Annotated in this window: 13 protein-coding genes, 1 tRNA gene and 2 pseudogenes; 15 read left to right on the forward strand and 1 reads right to left on the reverse strand. The window is 50.8% G+C overall.

Annotation, left to right across the window (positions count from 1 at the left end):
- Positions 1-132 precede the first annotated feature (132 nt).
- The 15 genes and pseudogenes from HCH49_RS00955 to HCH49_RS01025 all read left to right on the forward strand — a co-directional run bounded on the left by HCH49_RS00955 (position 133) and on the right by HCH49_RS01025 (position 17,509).
- Positions 133-1,719: an acetyltransferase gene (locus HCH49_RS00955; RefSeq protein ID WP_311775710.1), complete on the forward strand. Its 1,587-nt coding sequence runs from the start codon at positions 133-135 to the stop codon at positions 1,717-1,719.
- Positions 1,716-2,807: a T6SS immunity protein Tli4 family protein gene (locus HCH49_RS00960; RefSeq protein ID WP_221702002.1), complete on the forward strand. Its 1,092-nt coding sequence runs from the start codon at positions 1,716-1,718 to the stop codon at positions 2,805-2,807. Before HCH49_RS00955 ends, HCH49_RS00960 begins: the two co-directional genes overlap by 4 nt.
- A gap of 78 nt (positions 2,808-2,885) precedes the next feature.
- Positions 2,886-3,974: pseudogene (locus HCH49_RS22335) on the forward strand (T6SS immunity protein Tli4 family protein).
- 63 nt (positions 3,975-4,037) lie between these two features.
- Complete coding sequence (locus tag HCH49_RS00970) at positions 4,038-4,316, forward strand: PAAR domain-containing protein (RefSeq protein ID WP_221702003.1); 279 nt, start codon at positions 4,038-4,040, stop codon at positions 4,314-4,316.
- Between the two features lie 89 nt (positions 4,317-4,405).
- Positions 4,406-4,705: a hypothetical protein gene (locus HCH49_RS00975; RefSeq protein ID WP_221702004.1), complete on the forward strand. Its 300-nt coding sequence runs from the start codon at positions 4,406-4,408 to the stop codon at positions 4,703-4,705.
- Between the two features lie 575 nt (positions 4,706-5,280).
- A complete protein-coding gene (locus HCH49_RS00980; RefSeq protein ID WP_221702005.1) occupies positions 5,281-6,405 on the forward strand; it encodes a hypothetical protein in 1,125 nt (374 codons plus the stop codon).
- Positions 6,402-9,839: an ImcF-related family protein gene (locus HCH49_RS00985; RefSeq protein ID WP_221702006.1), complete on the forward strand. Its 3,438-nt coding sequence runs from the start codon at positions 6,402-6,404 to the stop codon at positions 9,837-9,839. The genes HCH49_RS00980 and HCH49_RS00985 overlap by 4 nt, the downstream gene beginning before the upstream one ends.
- Entirely contained in the window at positions 9,839-11,440 is a 1,602-nt protein-coding gene (gene tssA, locus HCH49_RS00990) for a type VI secretion system protein TssA (RefSeq protein WP_221702007.1), read from the forward strand. The genes HCH49_RS00985 and tssA overlap by 1 nt, the downstream gene beginning before the upstream one ends.
- A 31-nt stretch (positions 11,441-11,471) precedes the next feature.
- A pseudogene (locus tag HCH49_RS00995) lies at positions 11,472-11,744 on the forward strand (PAAR domain-containing protein); the annotation flags it as partial.
- A gap of 63 nt (positions 11,745-11,807) precedes the next feature.
- Entirely contained in the window at positions 11,808-13,562 is a 1,755-nt protein-coding gene (gene tssF, locus HCH49_RS01000) for a type VI secretion system baseplate subunit TssF (RefSeq protein WP_221702009.1), read from the forward strand.
- Positions 13,526-14,611 (forward strand): type VI secretion system baseplate subunit TssG, encoded by a 1,086-nt coding sequence (gene tssG / locus HCH49_RS01005; protein WP_221702011.1) that lies wholly within the window; start codon positions 13,526-13,528, stop codon positions 14,609-14,611. The genes tssF and tssG overlap by 37 nt, the downstream gene beginning before the upstream one ends.
- Positions 14,589-15,134: a type VI secretion system lipoprotein TssJ gene (tssJ, locus tag HCH49_RS01010; RefSeq protein ID WP_221702012.1), complete on the forward strand. Its 546-nt coding sequence runs from the start codon at positions 14,589-14,591 to the stop codon at positions 15,132-15,134. Before tssG ends, tssJ begins: the two co-directional genes overlap by 23 nt.
- The gene (gene tssE, locus HCH49_RS01015) at positions 15,134-15,589 is read left to right on the forward strand and encodes a type VI secretion system baseplate subunit TssE (protein ID WP_126329846.1); all 456 of its coding nucleotides are present in this window, start codon (positions 15,134-15,136) and stop codon (positions 15,587-15,589) included. The genes tssJ and tssE overlap by 1 nt, the downstream gene beginning before the upstream one ends.
- 14 nt (positions 15,590-15,603) lie before the next feature.
- On the forward strand, positions 15,604-16,074 hold the full coding sequence (locus HCH49_RS01020; RefSeq protein WP_221702013.1) for a hypothetical protein: 471 nt from the start codon (positions 15,604-15,606) through the stop codon (positions 16,072-16,074).
- Between the two features lie 103 nt (positions 16,075-16,177).
- Positions 16,178-17,509: a VasL domain-containing protein gene (locus tag HCH49_RS01025; RefSeq protein WP_126327511.1), complete on the forward strand. Its 1,332-nt coding sequence runs from the start codon at positions 16,178-16,180 to the stop codon at positions 17,507-17,509.
- Positions 17,510-17,558: 49 nt separating this feature from the next.
- Here HCH49_RS01025 and HCH49_RS01030 read toward each other — a convergent pair.
- Positions 17,559-17,630, reverse strand: a tRNA-Arg gene (locus tag HCH49_RS01030).
- Positions 17,631-17,696: the final 66 nt, after the last annotated feature.

The raw sequence follows: 17,696 nt of genomic DNA on the forward strand, positions 1-17,696 counted from the left end.
TGATTGCCCCGAATGTCTTTCTGAAAAGTATTTTCCTGAACGGAAAAAGGACGGAATTTATGGCGAATGAAAATACCACAGGTAATAACAGCAGCCTCTCTATGACCCGTATAAAACCAGAATGGGATGACAGTGGAAAGGTCTACTGGCCCGGCATACAGAAAATCAGAGAATGCTAAAGCCGTTTTGCTTCAGCCGCCTGTCAAAGCGATCCCCGTTATCTTCCTGCCTGGGGTGATGGGGACTAATTTGATGGGTACTGACGAAGGAAAGGAAAATGATATCTGGCGTGGCGATAGTTTGGGAGGAGTATTTCTTAAATGGGCACGCAAGGATGGTACTGAACGAAGAGAGTTGCTTAATCCCGACACCACAAAGGTGGATGACCGTGGGGATATTAACCAGACCATCTATTCTCCGATTTCCGATGATGGGAAATTATTTACAACCCGCCGGGAGCGGGGCTGGGGGGAGGTTTTATCCTTCAGCTACGGTAAGTTTTTAAGTGTTTTACAAGGTGCGCTGTTGGATGACTGGCAGCAGGATCTTGTTAACTACGGCAAATCAGCGCCTGATAAAAAGGGGGTACTAAGCCAGCTGGTCGGCAAATCTCTGTCTGGGGGAAAAGATGCCGAAATTACCGGTGAATCTGTTATGACCCAGGAAGAACTGAACCATTTTCAGAACTTTTTATTCCCGGTTCACGTTTATGGCTATAACTGGCTGCAGGATAATAAAACCTCGGCGGAAGGGCTGGTCGCCTTTATCGACAGGATGATAAAGCTCTATAACAATCACTGCGGCCACGGCATGCCTTTTCCTCCCGGACAGGAAAAAGTCATTATCGTCACCCATTCCATGGGCGGGCTGGTGGCGCGCTACGCGTCCCAGGTCAGCGGAGCAAAAGATAAAATTTTAGGGATAGTGCATGGGGTGATCCCCGACCTTGGCTCACCGGCGGCGTACCGCCGCATGAAGGTTGGCGCGAAACAGGAAGGCATGGCCGGGGCCGTGCTTGGCAATACGGCGGAAGAGCTGATGCCGGTCCTGGCCAGGGCTCCCGCGCCGCTTCAGCTCTTGCCCTCGGCGAAATACCTTGCCGGGGCTCCCTGGCTGATCGTGGAAGGGGCTGGCGAAGACGGTTGTGATGTAAAACTGCCGCAGACTCGCGATCCTTTCGGTGAAATATATCTGAATAAAACTCTCTGGTACCGCCTGTATGAATCCGACATTATCGATAAGGTTGAAAAGATCTATAATCAAAATTGGAAGGAATATTTCGAGATGATGAAAGATAAAGTACGTCCTTTTATTACTGACTTGGATAATAAATATCACTTAAATACTTACGTATTTTACGGCCATAAAATCGACTCCGACGGTACCCTTACGTGGAGAAAAACTTCCATCCATTACCCGAAAAATATACATGAGAGTGACAGGCAACTGCCCAATAACTACCGGGAGATTTCCCTGCCTTTTAATCGATCTCAGATGTATGAGGTTACCTCATCAAAAACGCCGGGGGATGGCACGGTGCCGGTGGAATCATTGAGCGCCATTTGCCGCAACAGCGAAATCAAAAGCGTTCTGGCAACCAGTGTGGACCACCAAGGAGCCTACGACGTCAGCAGCCTGAAGGATATAAAAGACAGGCCAGCCCTGCAGTTCACCCTCAGGGCTATTGTGAAAATGGTTCAGGAGATCCCTATCCCATGAATGCAATTCGGCAGCTTACTGCGTTATCTCTCATGGCGAGCAGCATACTTTTTATTGCCCAGACTATGGCATCCACGCCAGTCCAGAAGGACAGTTCAGTGATAAATAATTTATTTGCGAAAACCAAACCGCAGTGCATCGGGCGCTATGTAATTGATGTTCCAGAGTCGTTTAACAATCAGCTTCACGACATGATTTTTATCGATGATTTTAAAATTCAAAGCAAACCGCTCTATCCACCCGCGTTTAAGCAGCGGGTGCAGTTAAGAAAGCAAGAGCTGAACGGTGCAATAACTATACCAGGGAACAAACCAGAAAATGCACCCTATATCAAACAAATTATTCAACTGCAGGGCAATAAAGGCGTCATTTTTGATCGAAATGATTCAGGCTCTGCGGATTCATTCCGACATCTGGAAGCGCATGTTTATGTAAATGGTGTTGCATTTATTATTACTACCAAGATTTTGGACTTGTCTGCTGCTAAGTATGAGGAGGAGAAAAAAACATATCTCAATGCTGGTTTCTCCGAGATGGAAACTAACACTAAGCCCATCAAACTGGCCGCCCTGCAGTCTCTGATATCACGTCTTAGCGGCAGAAAAGATGAGGATATTCCGCCTGCTAAAGGCGTGTGTATACCGAATGGGTTTATCCGGGATGATGGCGAAAAGCATCTGGAAAAAATTACATTTAGTTATGAAAATGACGACTTTATTTTAGGTGTATATACAAACAATAAATATCCTGGTTCTGAGGACACCCTTTTTAATCGTAGCGCACAAATTAATGAAGCGCTTAAAACCTCAAATCAGTACACCATAAAGAAAATAGCTCTCTCTCCGAACGGTATTCCGGCGGAATCATGGTTGTTTGGTGGTATCCGAACCATCAGAAATCCGGCGACGGGGCAGGATGAGAAGACTACATTTTATGATTTTTATTTTAAAGCCAATGAGCGTGATGCTACAGCAGATAAGCCAAGGTTTGGTATTGGACTCACCAGCGAGTATAAAAAAACGCGTTACAGCGAAGCGCAGATGATTGAAATCTGGGACCGGCTGGTAAATTCCCTGCGCTATAAATGACAGATAAAGATGGAGCCTGGCGTTTCAATTCGTCTCTTCCGAAGAGCCCGCCAGGCGTACAGAAAAGGAGTTCTCACCATGCAATGTATTTGTAAACGTATGGCCTTAGCGCTTGTGGCTGCCGGGATGCTTTGTATTACCCCTGTAACGGCATCAACGCTAGTGCAGGAGGATAGTCCAGTGATAAATACTTTGTTTGCGCAAACCAAACCACAGTGCATCGGGCGCTATGTGATTGACGTTCCCGAGTCGTTTAACAACCGGCTTCATGATATGATTTTTATCGATGATTTTAAAATTGAAAGTAAACCTCTCTATCCGCCTGCATTTAAACAGCGGGTGCAATTAAGAGAGCAGGAACTGCGTGATGCTATAAATAAGCCTGAAGATGAGTCTGTAAATGCACCGTTTATAAAAGAAAAAATTGAGTTGCCTGATGGTAAGGGGGGTATTTTTGACAGAATATTTCAGGGGAAGATGACCTCGGAAGAGTTTTAGAGGCACATGTATTTGTAAATGCAACAGCTTTTATTATTACGACGGAAATACTTGATTTATCCAGTCCTGAATATAGTGAAAGAAAAAACATACACTAAAGCTGGTTTTACCGAGGCTCAAATGAATGAGAAGCCAGCCAAGCTGGCGGCCATGCAGTCTTTGATATCACGGTTAAGCGGCAGAAAAGATGAGGATATTCCATCTGCTAAAGGTGTGTGTATACCGAATGGGTTTATCCGGGATGATGGCGGAAAACATCTGGAAAAAATTACATTTAGTTATGAAAATGACGACTTTATTTTAGGTGTATATACAAACAATAAATATCCTGGTTCTGAGGACACCCTGTTTAATCGTAGCGCACAAATTAATGAAGCGCTTAAAACCTCAAATCAGTACACCATAAAGAAAATAGCTCTTTCTCCGAACGGTATTCCGGCGGAATCATGGTTGTTTGGTGGTATCCAAACCATTAGAAATCCGGCGACGGGGCAGGATGAAAAAAATACATTTTATGATTTTGATTTTAAAGCCAATGAGCATGCTGCTACAGCAGATAAGCCAAGGTTTGGTATTGGACTCACCAGCGAGTATAAAAAAACGCGTTACAGCGAAGCGCAGATGATTGAAATCTGGGACAGGCTAGTGAATTCCCTTCGTTATAAGTAGCGCTGGTAAAATTAGTCATGCTTTCCGTATACAGCCACAATATTTGAAAATAGAGGATGCGCAATGAGTGTCGGTTATTTTTTAAGAGTCGGTGATAGCACCACCTGTGGTGGGAAGATCCTTACCGGCGATCCAACATTTCAATGGTATGGCGTTTCTGCTGCCAGAGAAGGAGATCTGGTTAACTGCGGTAAGCATCCGGGAACGTACAAAATCTTAGGCGGAGCTGCAGATACATTCGATGGAGGACAGGTTCTGGCAGGGTCACTTGACAGCTTTAGTTCCTGCCCATGTCACGCGAAATTTATACCTGGTATTCCGGATAGCTATTCTAAGGCCTAAGGAAGGTATGGGGAATTAGAAAAAACATCGCCACTGAAAAAATTAAAACAATGCATCCCTCTAAGGTAGAAGATAAAAAGGAATGATTAATGAAGGATAAATCTCAATGTGGCTTATTGCTTGCCGGCCTGATGTCTCTGATTTTCATTACTGCTTGTCAAACGAAAGCGGTCACCGTTGAACGTAATAAAAACATTCAGATAGTTAATCCATTCTCGGGTTCAAGCCCTGATGGGCAATGCTATAAAATAACTGCTGAAAATAAAGATTATTATGGTCGTCTGGATAAATATGGTCATCCATTACAAATTCCTGAAATTGAAAATAAAGATATCAAAATTAGCTTGAGATTATTAAATGATAGAGATTGCAGAGAAAAAGGAATCTAATGTTCACTGGCAGTCAAGTAATGAGCAGGGCAGAGATCCGTACTGAGCGGCAGGTAGTCCGTTGAAGGAAAATGAGAAGTTTACAACGTGGAGTATAAACTAGTTTACTTCGATTTATGTGGCGCACTATCAGGTACATTTTTAGATAACTAAGTTGATTTCAAATACATTTCCTCAATGGCGAAAAATTTCCCTGTTACTATAATTGAAGGGCTTTTATTTGAATAAGTTGCCCCATTTGCTTCACGAATCTTATGATCCCAGAACCTTCGGTATGGAGTGGGTTTGATAAAAAAGCGTTATTGATTGATATTTGCGACTATAGAAATAAAACGGTTTTGCCGAAATGTGTAAGCATAAGCTTCTCGTGTATATTCTCAAGATAATTTACAGGAAAGAATGGCTTACTCTGAAAAATGAAACGCTACAGCGCTAGCTCTAAAATAACGTATGGTTAATATTTTATTTGAGTTTTTAATGAATGGCATGAAATTCAGTTAATCTGAAACGTTGTGCATGATTTTTTTAAATTCTTTTTTAGTCTTTAATAAAACATACAAATATCGAGTTTTACTATGGCATGGCCTATACCTGATATTCCTGATAAAAAATCTCTTCCACCACCAAAGTTCTGGTTCTGGATAATAGTATTGGTACTGATGTTGATAGTGGGGGCTATTTCCAGCTTATGGATCTGGAATAAGGCAACTTATGCTGAAGTTCTCTTCTACGGTGCTCTCCCCGCATTGTTGATTTGGTTATGCTTATTCGGGGTGCTGTTTAATCGCTACGAGCAGTCTGTCGAAGCTAGTCGGGCCTGGGATTTCGAAAGAGAACAAACCAAAGCTGAATGGCGCAACTGGAGTCGACAGCAGCTTGCCGTGGTTGGTAATGTTTTGTTTTCTCCGGAAGAGAAAGGAATGGAGGCACTACTGGACGAGTTGGAAAAGGTTCCTGCATTTCCTAAAAAAGCTCGCCCATTATTCAACTCCCAGCATAGCTTGCAAGATTTTATGAAGGAAACAGACAGAAAGCTGGAGTTACAACACCCCGGATATCGTTATTCCCTGCACTCTATTTATGTTTACCAGTCGCCAGATAGGGTTGATGAAAAACGCATTGAGTTAATTTCTCAACAATGGGATCTCATTCCCAATTTAATCTATTCCATGAAGACTCTAGATTCTTTCTATGATGAAAAGAATTTTGATGGGCTGGTATTAATGCTTTGTCTTCAGGACTGGCCTCATCGGCGCAGCGGGCAGTCAAGTGAGTTTATTTCTGCTCAGCTCTTTACGTCATCTGCTTATGCTCATCAGCATTCATTGCCTGTTATCGCTGGCATAACTCGTACGATGCCACTGGAAGAGGGTAAGCTTAACAATGAGTTAGATATGTTATTCGAATATGTTCAGCCCGATAAGCAGAGTCTGGAATACGTTTGGCTGTTGGGAGCGGCTCAAAAAGCTGCTACAGAAATAATGCAATATGCAACTCTTCATCACTGGCCGCTGCCGGAGAAAAGACCTCTGCATTCTATCGATCTCTCCTTTGGACCTCCCGGAGAGATGGCCTTGCCACTTTCCCTCGCGATGCTGGCCGAGGCCGCCAATAAAACGGGTAAGGATCAACTGCTGGTAAATCAGATGCCGCAGAAAACAGGGACACTTTGCTTGATTGCCAGGGAGCTTTACGCATGACCGAACAAAAAATAATGCCAAATGCACGCTATGGCTCATGGGGGTACTTCCTTCTGATTGTCGGTCTGGCGGGGATAATCGCATTTTTAATTTTTATCAATCAGGAGAGTTTGAACGAACTTGGGATTTCAGCTCAAAAAATCTGGACGATTTGGGGAGTTGCGTTTGCTGTTTTGCTCTTTGGCCTGATTGGTTCACCTGTTTGGTGGCGATGGAAGCAGAGAAGAAATCAGGCTGTCTATAAGCCGCAGATGTCAGGGGAAAAGCTCGCTCCTTCCTCAGTTGTGAGCGGTGACAGTGGTCAATTATTCTCCAGTCTTAAAAATTATCTTCGAATTCGTTACAGATTTTTCTGGCGCAACAAAGTCCGTCTCCTGCTCGTTACCGGCGACGAAACTGCCATCAATCAGTTAGTACCCAACCTGCAGGCCAGCCAGTGGCTGGAAGGTAACCGTACGGTCTTGATTTACGGCGGCAGCCTTGCGGCAGATATTGATGCGGAAAAATATGCCTCACTTCGCAAATTGCGTCGTTGTCGTCCTCTGGACGGTATCGTCCGGGTAATAGGCGAAGGCCAGAACCTTACCCCGCAAATGAGCGACAACGATCTTCGCGGTCTGGAGAAAATCAGCGAGGCGCTGCGCTATTCCGCACCGGTTTATCTCTGGCAACTGTGCGACAGCGCATGGTCGCAGGCGGCACGTCAGCCTCAGGCTGTCGGCGTGATGCTGCCGCTGCGGGCGATACCGGAAGAGGTGACGGCTCAGCTCAACAGCCTGCTGCCGCAGCTGCGTGAGCAGGGGCTGTCACAAATTGCGGATAACAACCGCTACGATTTTTTACTGTGTCTGGCGCAGCAGTTTGAGCAAGGGTCCAGCACAGGGTGGGCCGCCCGGCTGACGCCGTGGCTGTTCAGTTCGCAGCAGCGGGTGCCACTGCGTGGACTAGTATTCAGCCTGGACGGGAAAGAAGATCCTTCCGCCGAAGTCCTTAAAGTGGCATCGCTTCCTTCGCATAAACACGCGCTGACTTTCCCGGCCAGCTGGCAGGGCGTTTTCGACGATTGCACTCGCGTGCGTGGTCGTCGCGTGGGCATGGCGTGGGAACAGACCCTCGCCTGGACGCTGATGACCATTATCGGGATTTGGGGAGTCGGGCTGTTGCTCTCTTTTGCCCTGAACTACAGTCAGATTTCCTCTGTGGCAGATCAGGCCCACAATCTGGTGGAGCATCCCTCGGTCTCGGATTATCAGTTGGCAGCCCTGCATGCCCTGCACAATGACGCGAGTCGCCTGCAGCATCATGTTCGTGACGGTGCTCCGTGGTATCAGCGCTTCGGTCTTGACCATAATCAGCAGTTGCTCAACGCAATGCTGCCCTGGTACGGCGTGGCGAATAACTGGCTAATACGCGACCCGGCAAATGCTGCCCTGGCGCAAAAGCTCACCGCCCTGATCAACTCAGCGCCAAACAGCGACCAGCGTGCACAACTGGCGAAACCAGGTTATGACCAGCTTAAAGCCTGGCTGATGATGGCCCGTCCGGATAAAGTCGACGGCGCGTTTTATGCACAAGCTATGAAAACCGTGCAGCCGACACGAATGGGTGTTTCCACCAGTCTGTGGCAAAGCCTGTCGCCGGATTTATGGTCCTTCTATATCTCTGAACTGCCAAAGCAACCGCAGTGGAAAATCAAGCCGGATGAACAGCTGGTCAGCCAGAGCCGCCAGGTGCTGTTGCAGCAGATTGGCCGCCGCAATGCAGAAAGCACGCTGTACGAGAACATGCTCAAATCGGTACGCCGTAACTTTGCCGATGTGTCCCTTGAAGACATGACCAGCGGTACCGATGCGCGGCGACTGTTCACCGCCGAGGAAGTGGTGCCGGGCATGTTCACCCGTCAGGCATGGGAAGGGGGGATTCAGCAGGCCATTGAGAAAGCCGCAAATTCCCGACGGGATGAAATCGACTGGGTGCTGAGCGATTCCCGTAAAGCCGTATCGGCGGACATGTCGCCGGAAGCGCTCAAAGCACGCCTGACAGAGCGTTACTTCACTGACTTTGCCGGCAGCTGGCTGAACTTCCTTAACAGTCTGCGCTGGAATTCTGCGAACAATATTGCTGATGTGACCGACCAGCTGACGCTGATGAGTGATATCCGCCAGTCTCCACTGATTGCCCTGATGAACACTATCGCCTGGCAGGGGCAGACCGGCCAGCAAAGCGAAGGCCTTTCGGACTCCATTATCAAATCGGCAAAAGATCTGGTTGGTGGAAAAGACAAACCCGCAATTGACCAGTCTGCGACAGGTCCACAGGGACCACTGGATGAAACTTTCGGTCCGCTGCTTCAGCTTCTCGGCAAAAACACGGGCAGCAACGTCATGTCGGCTGACAACTCACTGAGCCTGCAGACCTATCTGACCCGTATTACCCGCGTGCGTCTTCGCTTGCAGCAGGTGGCCAGCGCCTCAGATCCGCAGGAGATGATGCAAACCCTGGCGCAGACCGTATTTCAGGGAAAAAGTGTGGATCTGACCGACACCCAGCAATATGGCAGTCTGATTTCGGCAAGCCTTGGTGAAGAGTGGAGTGGTTTTGGTAGCACGATGTTTGTGCAGCCGCTGACCCAGGCCTGGGAGACCGTACTCCAGCCGTCGGCGGCGAGCCTGAATGACAAATGGAGCCGCTCCGTGGTGGCAAACTGGCGCACCGCCTTTGACGGGCGCTTCCCGTTCGCTGCGAGCAAGAGTGACGCCTCTTTGCCGATGCTGGCAGAGTTCATCCGTAAAGACAGTGGGCGCATAGATCGATTCCTGACCACAGAACTCAATGGAGTGCTTCACAAAGAAGGCAGCCAGTGGGTACCGGATAAGGTTAACAGCCAGGGGCTGAGCTTTAACCCGGCCTTCCTGCGGGCCATTAACCAGCTGAGCGAGTTGTCAGACATTCTGTTTACCGATGGCAGTCAGGGTATCAGCTTTGATCTGCAGGCGCGTCCTGTGCCGCAGGTAGTGGAGACGCAGCTAACAATTGATGGACAAAAACTGCACTACTTCAACCAGATGGCCGACTGGCAAAGCTTCCGCTGGCCGGGAGACACTTACAAACCAGGAACGATGCTGACATGGACCTCCGTCAATGCAGGCGCGCGTCTGTTCGGGGATTACCGAGGGACCTGGGGCTTTATTCGCTGGCTGGATCAGGGCAAACGGCAGCAGCTTGACCGCAGTCAGTGGATGGTGAGTTTCACCGCCCCGGATGGTAGTACGCTGCAGTGGGTATTGCGTTCACAGCTGGGCAGCGGGCCGCTGGCATTACTGGCACTGCGCGGCTTCACGCTGCCGGACCAGATTTTCAGCGTTGACAGCGCGGCCACGGCTCAGGCTCTGATGGCCAATACGGAAATCAGTGACATGGATGGAATCGAATAATGAGCACTATTCAGAATCTGGTTGCCGCCTGTCAGGCGGACGAAACTGAGCTGCAGCAGCAGGCGCAGGCGCGCACGGAACGCTGGCATCCATGGCTTTCGCCTATCAGCGATACCCGTCCTGCTGGGGAGGAGCCGGGATATGACGATGATTTCCAGCGTATAAGAGAGGAGGTCAATAAACTCTCCGGCATCGATACCGGGCTGATTTGTACGCTTGCCGAAAAACTGCTGACCACCACCGCCAAAGATATTCGTATTGCGACCTATTACTGCTGGGCCCGTCTGCACCAGGACGGAGAAGCTGGCTTTGCCGAAGGGCTTGAACTGCTGGCGGGATTACTGCAACGCTACGGAGCGCAGCTTTATCCGCAGCGGGAGCGAAGCCGTAAGCCGGCGCTGGAGTGGCTTGCAGGCTCTCGTCTGCTTGATAGCCTGTCCCTGTGGCCTGAAGTGGTACGCGACGATGCTATGCGCACTACCGGTGCGCTGCTGCTCATCCACAGCAGTCTGGACGCTGAGCCAGAAGCGTCCTGTCCGGAACTGAATGCGCTTTACAGCGCGCTGGAGTCCCGCCTGATGAAGGCCGGTGGCGTGGATGCTTTGGTTCCACAGAACGCCAGTAACACCCCTCAGTCACAGACCTCTGCACACACGACAGAGCATGACGCTCCAGCCCTGAGCCGCATCACGTCCGGTCAGGATTTGTTGACTCAGGCCCGTACCCTTGCGGGGTATTTGCGTGAACAACCCGATGGATGGCTTTCCGCACACCGGCTGATGAAAAGCCTGCGTCATGACACGCTGAGAGCGATCCCCGCACCTGATGCCGAGGGGAAAACGCGCATTGAACCGCCGCGTGCTGACCAAAGGGCCATGCTCAAACGGTTGTACCTGCAGCAGAGCTGGCTGGAGATACTGGAACATGCGGACAGCACCTTCTCGCGTGGCGCCAACCACCTCTGGCTGGATTTGCAGTGGTATATCCATCAGGCTCTGGTGAAGTTGGGGCAAGATGTGCTGGCCGACATTATCATCGCCGATCTGAAAGGGCTGCTGCGACGCCTCACCGGGCTTGAAACGCTGGCCTTTAATGACGGTACGCCGTTTGCCGATGAGGTCACTCTGAACTGGATAAATCAGAGCGTGCTGGACGATATGTCCGGCTGGCGTGATGAGCAGGTCAGTGCTGTCAGTGAGACGGGCAACGACATTCTGGCCCTCGAGCCGGAAGCGCTGGAAAAAGCGGACACTGACGGTCTGGACGCCACACTCCACTGGCTGCAGACACGCCCGGGTACTGACTCCACGAAAGACAAATGGCTGCTGCGTCTGCTGATGGCCCGCGTGGCCGAGCAGAAGGGCAGGAATGAACTGGCGCTGCATCTGCTGGGTGAACTTGATGGTGCTGCGGAATCAATCACCCTTACGCAATGGACACCGGCGCTGCTGTTTGAAGTGAAATCGCGTCGCCTCAGACTGTTGCGTATAAAAGCCACCCGCAGTGAAACCGACAAAGCACGGCTTCAGCCAGAGATGGAGTTGCTTCTGGCTGGTCTTATCGTACTTGATCCTGCCAGTGCTGCGGTGCTGTGTGGTTAGCGTGAACTGAATTTTGCAAGGAGGATGACAAATGGCGAAAGGTTACTATCTGGTGCAGGGGGATAAAACCACCTGTGGAGGGAAGATCCTCGAGGGCGATCCAACTAACACGATTGAGGGGATCCCAGTTACACGCGAACAGGACAGTGTGACGTGTGGGAAACATGCCGGCACTTATAAAATTATTGGCGCTATTCCACAAAACTTAGTGAATGGTCGGAAGTTTGCGGGCACGTTACACAGTAAAAGTGGATGCCCGTGTGCGGCGACGTTAATACCCTCCCATCGGGAACGCACCTACGAAGCTTAAAGCCTTCACTCTTCACCGGCACGCTTAGCCGGATGGTCACACAACACTCAGGTTCTTATGGACGATTTAACCCTGCGTTATTATGACGCTGAAATGCGCTACCTGCTCGAAGCCGGTGAAGAGTTTGCCCGTGCTCACCCCGAGCAGGCAGCAATGCTCAATCTCGATAAAGCCGGCGCGCGCGATCCTTACGTCGAGCGCCTGTTCGAAGGCTTTGCCTTCCTGATGGGGCGGCTTCGAGAGAAGCTTGATGATGACCTTCCTGAACTGACCGAAGGGCTGGTCAGTCTATTGTGGCCGCATTACCTGCGCACCATACCGTCGATGTCGGTGGTGGAGTTCACCCCTGACTGGCGAGAAATGAAAGAGCAGATGCGTATTGTCAAAGGTTTCGAGATTAACTCGCGGCCGATCGGTGAAAAGGGTACGCGCTGTCGGTACACCACAACTAAAGAGATAACTCTCCAGCCGCTGTCGCTGGAACACGCTCGCCTGTCTACTGACCCTGACGGGCGTTCGGTCATCAACCTGCGCTTTAACTGCAGCCATCTGGCGGACTGGAGCCGTGTCGATCTCAGCCAGATCCCGTTCTACTTGAATGCTGACGCACCTCTCGCCTGCGCCATGCACGAAGCCTTCACCATGAATGTTGCTCGCCTGTGGCTGCGGATGCCGGGTGAAATGGACAGAAGACCGCTCGACGGGTACTTCGCCGCGCTGGGATTTGGCGATGATGATGACCTGTGGCCGAAGGGCAACAGCAGCTTTAGCGGATATCAGCTGTTGCTGGAGTACTTCACCTTTCGCGAAAAATTCATGTTCACTGGCCTGCGTGGACTGGATGGCGTCAACTTCCCGGCTGAGCTTCCCTGGTTTGAAATCGACGTGGTGCTGGCAGAACGCTGGGAGCATGACTTTAACTTTACCGAAAAACACCTGCGCCTGAACTGCGTGCCGGTGATTAACCTGTTCCCGCTGGAATCTGACCCGCTGACGCTTAACTCTCTGCAGACCGAATACATGCTGCGCCCGATGCGCGTGCAGGATGGTCACACCGAAATATATGCGGTGGATTCGGTGATGTCATCGAGCCAGCATACCTACGTACCGTTTTCAAGCTTTCGCCACAAAGGCGGAATGATGCGCCATGAAGCCCCGGAATATTACTACCACACCCGCGTGCGGCGAGGTTCGTCAGGGCTGTACAATACCTGGCTTATTCTGGGTGGCGAAGCATTTGATAATCACACCGTTCCTGAAGATGAAAGCTTGTCGTTGACGCTCACCGGTACCAACGGCCAGCTGCCGCGACGGGCGTTGCAAAGTACCGTGCTCGATACGGTGATGAAAACTACGTCGGCCAGCATCGTCGTGCGTAACCTGTGTGCGCCGACACTGCCCTGTTATCCACCTGCGCAAGACCGTTTCCACTGGCGCGTGCTGAGTCACCTCGGCAGCGGGTTCCTGTCGATGATGGATAACGCCGATGTGCTGCGCGGTACCCTCGCGCTGTACGAGTGGACCGACAGCGAGATGAACCGCCGTCGTCTGGAAGCCATCATCGACGTGAAGCACAGTGAAACTGAGCGATTTGAGCAGGGATACCTGGTGCGCGGCGTGCAGATTGAAGTGACGCTAGACAGCTACGGCTTTGCCGGGCGCGGCGACATCTGTCTGTTCGGCGAGATGCTAAGCCGCTTCTTCGCGCTCTACACCGATATCTATCTGTTTAACCGCCTGATTATTATCCTGCAACCAACCGGAGAGCGCCTGGAATGGGAAGAGAAGCACAACCGCCGCATTCCCGGCTGACACCGCGGCTGGAAGCCGACCTTCACCGCATTAACTTCTATCGATTATGTCAGCTGCTGGAGAAAAACAATCCTGGCAGGCCGCTGATGGGATCGACCAGCCACCCCGCAGATGACCCGGTACGCTTTGCACCGCACCCTGGAATGGGGTTTCCGGTCAGTGAACTGAAGGCTGTCGAATATGATGAAGAGGATGACAGCAAGCCGCCGGTTATCCGTACGACCTTTATGGGGATGTACGGGGTCGATTCCCCATTACCAACGGCGTATCTCGATGACATCACCCAGCGTCGCGAAGGGCATGAGGCGCTGCAGGGCTTTCTGGATATTTTCAGTCATCGCATCCTGACGCAGTTTTACCGCGTCTGGCGTAAATACTCCTATCCGGCCACGTTTGAGCCCGGCGGAACCGACAGCATTTCGCAGTCGTTATTGGGTCTGGTGGGGCTTGGAATACCGGGCACGGCAAATCACATTGCCACGCCAGTGTCGCGCTTTCTGGCCCTGTTGGGAGTTCTGCAACAACCGGGCAAAACTCAGGAAGGGATGCAGGCACTGGTGAGCCTGCTTGCCCCCGATACGACGGTGCAGGTGAGTCCGTATTGTCTGCGGCCTGTAGAGATCGACAGGCCGCTGGGTTTTTACGGTGACGAAGATTTTCTGCTTGATGGCAATACGCCGCTGGGTGACGAAGCGATGGATGCCGGCAGCCAGCTGCTGATTGCGCTTGCGACGGACAACGAACATGAGGCGCAAGGCTGGAAACCGGATGGCCAGTTATACATGGATTTCCTGGTGATGCTGCGGGTGTATCTGGGCTGGCGGTTTAAGGCCAGAATAACCCTGACGACGTCTGTTCGACTGCTGGCCGTACCTCCGCTGGGTGAGAACCCTTTCTGGCTGGGAATGAACGGCGTGCTGGGAGCAGAAGATGATAGCCATCCTGATGACATTCCTGAAACCTTTACGACAGAACTGGGCTATTACAGCGGGCTGGAGCCCGCGAAACCACAACAAGGAAACCGACGTGTCACGTACAAGTTTAACTAAAACCGCGCGCTGGATGATGCCTCTCATGGCGCTTATTCTGACCGGTTGCGGGGTGACGCAGAGCGTTACCGACGGTACCAAATCGGCGTTTAATTCTGTGTTCTATAAAAAAATTAAAATCCTGCATCTGGATTTCACCGCGCGCGAAGCTCTGAACACCGACTCTCGCGAAAATAACTCGCTGTCTGAGCCTGTCGTGGTTAGGGTTTACCAACTCAAAGACCGCAAAACCTTTGATAAGACGGTTTATCAGCAATTGCTTCAGGATGATGTCAGCATTCTGAAAGACGACATGCTGGCCAGTCGTAATATCGTGGTAAAACCGGGGGGGGATGCAAGCCTTGATATGCCGATGGAAGAAGAGGCGCAGTTTGTCGCGGTGGTAGGGCTGTTCCGCCATCCGGACATGACCAACGACACCTGGAAGCAGGTTATCAAGCGCAGCGATCTGGATCCCGATAAACCGCGCATTCTGGAAGCCGGCGAGAACCATCTGACGCTGCAACCGCTTAAGGAAGACTGATGCCCCAGGGACATAACACGCCTTCGCTGTATGAAATGCTAACCGGAAATTTTAGCGGTGGTCTCGACCTTAAACAGGTCAGTGAAGAAAATCAGGTCATCCTTTCGGTTCTGGACAACATGCAGCGCGTTCTCAACTGTCGCGCCGGCACGTTGGCGCACCTGCCTGATTACGGGCTGCCCGATATGACAAAAATCCTGCAGGGCATGCCGGGAACGGCCCATGAGCTCATGGGCACATTGTCTGCCGTCCTGCTCAAGTATGAACCGCGCCTGAAAAAGATAGACGTTGTTCTGCTGGAGCAGAACATTCCCGGCGAGCTGCGCTATGCCATTGACGCTGAACTTAAAGGGATTGGCCTGGTGCGCTATGGGACTGAGTTTATGCCCGAAGGACGGGTCCTGTTGCGGCATCTCAGGCAGCAACAGTATCTCGACACAACACTTCGTATATAAGGTCAGTTAACACCATGTCAGTAAAATCACAGTTCATGAAGAAGTTGCAGGCGCGACAACCTTCACCTGTTCCCGCAGTTAGCAAGAGTCAGGCCGATATTGCAGAGTTTCGCATGCGAATGGCTCAGCTTCAGGAGCAAATGGACGCGTGGCTGTCAGATACCGGACTGAATGCAGAGCCACTGACGGTATACGTTCCTGACCTGCTAGTGGAGGGCGGGGCTTTTGATATTTCCGGTATTGTCCTGCGTTATGGTAACCGGGCGGTTAAGTTTATGCCGATATTTCTGTATGGACAGGGAGTTGCAGGCTGTGTCGAGGTGACTTTTTTTTCCGGGTACAGCGCGATTTCTCAAGGACGCCTGTTCATGCGGGTGGGGAGCGTAAATGACTGGATGTTTACTCCCCCTGATACATTACCTCAGTCAGGAAAATTATTTGATGAAGGTGTTTTTTTCGATCTGATTTTAGCGCTGCTGTCATAGCAATAACATTCATTCCTTTATTCGTCATTGCGTTTCTACACGCAAAACTGCCTTACACATCAACTGACGAAATTAACCGACACGGATATGCAGGCCCTGCAGAATGACCACACATATAACGTTAAAAACCGGCGGCGACCCGCGTACGCTGCCAGATTATGCCGCCCTCCGCGACGAACTCAGTAAGCTTACACATCCTGCTCGCCCTGATGTGAACTGGCAATATGTCCAAAGACTCTGTCTCTCAATGTTTGAACAGAACGGTGTGGAGTTGCAGACAGCAGCCTGGTACACCCTTGCTCGTACTCACCTGTCTGGATTAGCTGGCCTGAATGAAGGGCTGGCGATTCTGGAGGCCCTGATTAGCCACCAGTGGGACATCTTATGGCCGAAGACGCAACACGCTCGTATGGAAATCCTTAGCGGCCTTAGCCAGCGCCTGCAGCAGCGCATGCGTATGCTGCCATTCAACAGCAGCCATCTTAGTGAGCTTTATCGTGCTGAAGCGTTACTTACCAGCCTGAGCGCGGTGCTCCAGCGCCTTGAGCTTAAACACCTTAGCCAGTTCGATACGTTACGAACGTTGATACGTTCAAGTGCTGAACGGCTGGAAAGCAGTAATGACACGTCCGATTTGAATGTGAACATGAAGCCCGATAGCGAATCGACTCTGGAGAAAGCCGAACCGATCGAAGAAGTGAAATGGGTATATGTTGTGCATCAGGAAAATCAGCCGAATGGGGAGGATCGTACGACAGCCCCCGTGCCTGTCAGACAGTGGAAGCCCTTTATTACCGGGATGTGTTCCACACTGGTGGTGTGCTTCGCTGTGGCGTGGGGATGGGCTTCTTTGTCCAGACCCGACCCCCTGGCGACTCAGGCTTTTGCCTCTCTGGCTCCGTTACCTGAAGTGCTCACGCCTGTGCAGCAAGACGCGTTAACACTGCGAGGTACTTTACCGTCCACGTTTATCACAGACACGCAGCAGCAGCTTGCCCGCCTGGATAAACTGCCTCCTGACTGGAATCTTTCCTACAGCCTTCAGCTGTTAAAGCAGCTCCAGACATTATGGCCGGAGGAGGCGAAACCGCTCACAATGCAGTGGCAGCAAAAATTTAACGCGGCAGCGTTACCTGTCGACGCAATGAACAGCTGGTATCAGGGAATGATGACGCTTCAGCAACTGAGTCATCGGCTGAGTAGTCTGGACGAGCAAAAAGGAAAATACATCACGGTAAGCGAGCTTAAATCGGTAGTTTTTTCGACTATACAGTCATTTAACCAGACGATACCGGCTGAAGAACAACTCAGACGCCTGTCACAGCATCCAGCAGGAGATGCGCTTCCTGAAGCAGAAAAGACTCAACTGGAGTTGCGTCTTAAACAGCTGGCAACGCGTTACGCTCAAATAAAACAGGATTCTTCTGCTCAGTGAATTCTGGCGGTAGACAGACGAATGTGCTGGAAAAAGCGGGAGGTTAAAGTGTCCCCTGCAGGAATCGAACCTGCAACTAGCCCTTAGGAGGGGCTCGTTATATCCATTTAACTAAGGGGACGAGGCGGCACGAGTATAGCCTTATTTACACTTTGCGTTAAGCACATCGCCGCCTGACTGCTCAAAG

Source organism: Enterobacter sp. Y17 (assembly GCF_019730495.1).
GTDB lineage: Bacteria > Pseudomonadota > Gammaproteobacteria > Enterobacterales > Enterobacteriaceae > Enterobacter > Enterobacter asburiae_B.